The following is a 4,965-nucleotide window of genomic DNA, read 5'->3' as shown; positions in this document are numbered from 1 at the left end:
GGGATCACCAGGCACGGTTCGAGCTTGCCATGATCCAGAACGCCAAGGGTGATCGCATGGCGGCGGCCGACAATCTGCTGGCGATCATCAAGGCCGACCGCTCGTGGAACGACGACAGCGCCAGAACCCAGTTGCTGCAGCTCTTCGAGGCATGGGGCATGACCGACGAAGCAACCCTGTCGGCACGGCGCAAACTGTCGTCGCTGCTCTTTTCCTGAGCCGGCGCAGACTGTTTTGTCGCGCGGGCTTGCGGTGGGCGGCGGCTGCGCCAGATTAGGTTTTTCGGACGGCGTTCGATTTCAGGTTTTCGGTGTTGCGCCTTGTGCCGGCCGGGAGGAGACGGATTTGGTGCGCTTCCTGACGAAGCGATCGGAGGATTGAGGTGCAGGCGGGAAACGCGCATTACCGGCTCGCTGCGGACTTACCGTCGACCATGCCGATCTTTCCGCTTGAGGGCGCATTGCTGCTGCCGGGAGGCCGCATGCCGCTCAACATCTTCGAGCCGCGCTATCTGCAGATGGTCGACGAGGCGATCGCCGGGCCGCGGCTTATCGGCATGATCCAGCCCAGCCTCGACGGCGCGCTGCGTCCCGACGGCGAGCCGGGGCTCTGCAATGTCGGCTGTGCCGGGCGCATTATTGCGCTGTCCGAAAGCGGCGACGGCCGTTACCTGATTTCGCTGCAGGGCGTGTGCCGGTTCCGCATTGTCCAGGAACTCACGGTCAAGACGCCGTTCCGCCAGTGCCGGTTGGCACCCTTTCTCACCGATCTCGACGACGACCAGGCAGAAGCCGAGATCGACCGGCCGGCGCTGCTCAAAGCGTTTCGCGCCTATCTGCAGGCCAACGATCTGGAGGCCGATTGGGAAAGCGTCAGCCGCGCCGAAAACGCCATGCTGGTCAACGCACTGTCGATGATGGCGCCTTACGGGCCGGCCGAGAAACAGGCGCTGCTCGAAGCGGCCGATCTGAAGACACGCGCCGAAACGCTGATCGCCATCACCGAAATGGCGCTGGCGCGCGACAATGAGGATTTCGGTTCGAGTTTGCAGTAGGTTGGCCCTCCTTCTCCCACAAGGGGAGAAGGAAGTCCGCGCTCGAAACCTTAACCGATTGCCTTGTGGAAGGATGGATCGAATGGCGGATGGACGTGACGGGAACAGGACTGTCGATCCCAAGCTGCTGGAACTGCTGGCCTGCCCGCTGACCAAGGGGCCGCTTGCCTGGGATCCGGAGCGCGGCGAGCTTATCTCGCGGGTGGCAAAGCTTGCCTATCCGGTGCGGGACGGCATTCCGATCATGCTGCCCTCGGAGGCGCGCGTCATCGCCATAGATGATGCCATGCCACCGCCGCCGCGCCTGGGTGGCTCAGGATAAGGCCGATCTGTGGCGATCTTTCGCGCCTCCCTCTGTCCCGCCGGCATCAAAGTTCAGCACCGCAGCAGCGCTCTGATGAGGTCTATTGAAAATTGCGCCCCTTGGGCATGACCTTCTCTGCCTTTCCCAATAGTTCCGTTTGCGCGATGCTGCCCGGCTGGGCCTCGTTCGCACTGCTCGACAGTTTGTCCGCAGGCCTTGCCTGCTCAAGCAGCACCGACAGCCACGGCGTCAGATCCTCAACCTTCTCGGCGACGATATGGATGACGTCCGATTCCGATTGCAGCTTGCCGGTGACGCGGATGAGACGCGCGCCCATGACGATGGGGCGGAAGCGGTCGAAAGTCCTTTCCCAGAAAATGATGTTGGCGACCGCATTCTCGTCTTCCAGTGTCAGGAAAATCGCCTTGCCATTGCCTGGCCGCTGCCGCACCAGCACGAGGCCGGCGACCGAAACGCGCCGGCCGTCCCGCACCTGGCCGAGGCGCGCATTGGGCGTGACGCCGGACCGATCCAGCCTTTGACGCAGGAAAGCGACCGGGTGCGCCTTCAGCGACAGGCCAAGCGAGCGGTAGTCGTGGACGACGTGCTCGCCGAGCGGCATTGTCGGGAGCCTGGTTTCGGGCTCCAGATCGCGCAAGCGGATCGCCGGCTGGTCGAACAGCGGCAGCTTTTCGGCGGCACTCTTGCCGTCGAGCGCGCGGACCGCCCATAGAGCGTCACGGCGGTTCAATCCAAGCGAGCGGAAAGCGTCGGCCTGCGCCAGTTTTTCGATCTCGTCGACGTTGAGGCCCGAGCGCAGCCAGACGTCGCGCACGGATGCGTAGCCGGCGCCGCGCCTTGATACAAACGCTTCCATGCGCTCCTTCGACAGGCCCTTGACCTGGCGAAAGCCAAGCCGGACGGCATGGCTGGTCCGGATGACGCCGCGCATCTGGGCATGGCGATCAAGGATACGATCCGGATCGAAAGGCGATTGCTCCAAGGCGCAATCCCAGCCGGAAAAATTGACGTCGACCTCGCGGATCTCGACGCCGTGGTCATGCGCGTCGCGGACAAGCTGGGCCGGCTGGTAAAACCCCATTGGCTGGGAATTCAGGATCGCGGCGCAGAACACGTCGGGATAGAAGGTCTTGAACCAGCAGGAGGCATAGACCAGCAGGGCGAAGGAGGCGGCGTGGCTTTCGGGAAAGCCGTATTCGCCAAAACCCTCGATCTGCTTGAAGCAGCGTTCGGCGAAGTCTTTTTCGTAGCCCTTGGCGACCATGCCGTCGACCATTCTCTTGCGATAATTGCCGATCGTACCGGTGCGCTTGAACGTCGCCATGGCGCGCCGCAGTTCATCGGCCTCGCCCGGCCTGAAGCCGCCAGCGACGATGGCGATCTTCATCGCCTGCTCCTGGAACAACGGCACGCCCAGCGTCCTGCCGAGTATTTTTTCCAGTTCCGGCTTGGGATATTCGGGTTTTTCCTTGCCTTGCCGGCGGCGCAGATAGGGGTGGACCATGTCGCCCTGGATCGGGCCGGGCCGCACGATCGCCACCTCGATGACGAGGTCGTAAAAGCTTTTCGGCCGCAGCCGCGGCAGCATCGACATCTGCGCGCGGGATTCGATCTGGAAGACGCCGATCGTGTCGGCGCGGCAGATCATGTCGTAGACATGTTTGTCCTCGGCAGGCAGAGTGGCCAGCACATAAGGCCGGCCGTACTCATCCCGCGCGTTCGGATAGTGATCCTGGAGCAGGGTGAAGGCGCGCTGCAGGCAGGTCAGCATGCCGAGCGCCAGCACGTCCACTTTAAGGATTTTCACCGCGTCGAGGTCGTCCTTGTCCCACTCGACCATCTTGCGCTCGTCCATCGCGGTCTTGACGATGGGCACGATCTCGTCGAGTCGGTCCCTGGTGATGACGAAACCGCCGACATGTTGCGACAAATGACGGGGAAAGCCCATGATCTCGTTGGCGCATTCGATCACATGCCTTGTCGATGGATCGGTCTGATCGAGGCCGCCGGCTTTTGTCTCCTTTTCGCCGAGCTCCGAGGTCGACCAGCCCCAGATTGAGCTGGACAGCGCGCTCCGGACGTCGTCCGACAGGCCCATCGCCTTGGCCACTTCGCGCATCGCCGAGCGGCCCCGGTAGCTGACGACGGCGGCGGCCAGCGCGGTGCGCTTGGTGCTGTATTTGGAATAGATGTACTGGATGACCTCCTCGCGCTTTTCATGCTCGAAATCGACGTCGATGTCGGGCGGTTCGTTTCTTTCCTCGGAAATGAAGCGCTCGAAAAGCGTGTCGATCTTGTCCGGGCCAACTTCGGTGATGCCGATGCAGAAGCAGACGATCGAGTTGGCGGCGGAGCCGCGCCCCTGGCAGAGAATGTTCTGGCTGCGGGCGAATTTTACGATGTCGTGGACGGTCAGGAAATAGCGCGCGTAGTTCAGGCGCTCGATCAGAGCGAGTTCCTTATCGATGCGCTGCATTACAAAACCCGGCACGCCCGAGGGGTAGCGGATGACGGCTCCCTCCTTGGCCAGCCTTTCCAGTTCGGCCTGCGGCCCGAGGCCCGATTCCGTCGGCTCGTCGGGATAGTTGTATTGCAGGTCACTAAGCGAGAAGGTCAGCTCGCCGGCAAAACGCAGCGTTTCCGCCAGCGCTTGCGGATGCCTGCGGAAAAGCCGTGCCATCTCCAGCGGCAGCTTTAAGTGACGCTCGGCATTGGCCGCCAGTTCCAGCCCCACCTCGGCGACGGGCACATTGAGGCGGATCGCCGTCAGCACGTCCTGCAGCGGGCGCCGTTCCACCGTATGGTAGAGCACATCGTTGGTCGCCATCAGCGGGATGCCGGCCAGTTCGGCCATCGCCGCCGCCTGCTCAATCCGGAAGCGGTCATTGCCGCAATAATCCGGCGAAACCGCAAGCCGCAGCCTTTCATCGAAACGATCCTTGAGCCGGCTAAGCAGTGCGAGGCTGGTTTCCGCGTCCGCCGATAGATCCGGCAGGATGGCCAGCGACAGGAGATCGCCCCATTCGAGAAGGTCGTTCTGTTTGAGAAGCGTCGCTCCCTTTTCGTTTTCATCCCGCAGATTGGCCTGCGTCAGCATGCGGCAGAGATGCCCCCAGCCCTTGCGGTCCCGCGGATAGGCGAGAATGTCCGGCGTGCCGTCGCAAAAAACCAGGCGGCAGCCGGGATGATAGGAAACACCCTCCACCTTGGCCTGCTGCCAGGCGCGCACGACGCCCGCCACCGTGTTGCGGTCGGCGAGCCCGATCGCCGAAAATCCCATGAATTTTGCCGCGACCACCAGCTCCTCCGGTTTCGAGGCGCCGCGCAGGAACGAGAAGTTCGACTGGATGCCGAATTCGGCATAGGGGATGGCCGTCAGCGCATTCATGCGAAGATCCCATGCATGAACCAGCGCGGCGAGGGCTGCGAGGCGCCGTAAAGGCCCTGGCGATAGAGCCAGTAACGGCGGCCGTCGGCATCCTCGATGCGGAAATAATCCCGGGTCGGGGCATCTTCTCGTCCCGCCGTCTCTCGCCACCATTCCGGCGCGATGCGCTCCGGCCCTTCGGCGCGCGCGACCCGATAG

Annotated in this window: 4 protein-coding genes and 1 pseudogene; 3 read left to right on the top strand and 2 right to left on the bottom strand. The window is 63.0% G+C overall.

Features of this window, described 5'->3' with window-relative positions; all coding sequences use genetic code 11:
- The 3 genes from E5W70_RS30680 to E5W70_RS30670 form a co-directional block, all read left to right on the top strand.
- Positions 1–218: tetratricopeptide repeat protein (locus tag E5W70_RS30680; protein WP_292665011.1), on the top strand; the 218-nt coding region annotated here is incomplete at its 5' end.
- 164 nt (positions 219–382) lie between these two features.
- Entirely contained in the window at positions 383–1,054 is a 672-nt protein-coding gene (locus E5W70_RS30675) for an LON peptidase substrate-binding domain-containing protein (protein ID WP_292665010.1), read from the top strand.
- Positions 1,055–1,136: 82 nt separating this feature from the next.
- Positions 1,137–1,376 (top strand): Trm112 family protein, encoded by a 240-nt coding sequence (locus E5W70_RS30670; RefSeq protein ID WP_292665009.1) that lies wholly within the window; start codon positions 1,137–1,139, stop codon positions 1,374–1,376.
- A gap of 82 nt (positions 1,377–1,458) precedes the next feature.
- Here the strand turns inward: E5W70_RS30670 and E5W70_RS30665 are convergent, their stop codons facing one another.
- Together E5W70_RS30665 and E5W70_RS30660 are read right to left on the bottom strand one after the other, a co-directional pair.
- Complete coding sequence (locus E5W70_RS30665; protein ID WP_292665008.1) at positions 1,459–4,767, bottom strand: error-prone DNA polymerase; 3,309 nt, start codon at positions 4,765–4,767, stop codon at positions 1,459–1,461.
- Positions 4,764–4,965: pseudogene (locus E5W70_RS30660) on the bottom strand (DNA polymerase Y family protein); the annotation flags it as partial. The gene E5W70_RS30665 and the pseudogene E5W70_RS30660, both read right to left, overlap by 4 nt.

This window comes from Mesorhizobium sp. (genome assembly GCF_005063415.1).
Taxonomy (GTDB): Bacteria; Pseudomonadota; Alphaproteobacteria; order Rhizobiales; family Rhizobiaceae; genus Mesorhizobium.
Note: the sequence above shows the minus strand (reverse complement) of the source record. Positions and strands in the feature narration are given on the sequence as shown.

Bases quoted from the DNA above. Each gene is read 5' to 3' on its own strand.
- E5W70_RS30670 (WP_292665009.1), top strand. From the start codon at position 1,137: ATGGCGGATGGACGTGACGGGAACAGGACTGTCGATCCCAAGCTGCTG.
- E5W70_RS30665 (WP_292665008.1), bottom strand. From the start codon at position 4,767: ATGAATGCGCTGACGGCCATCCCCTATGCCGAATTCGGCATCCAGTCG.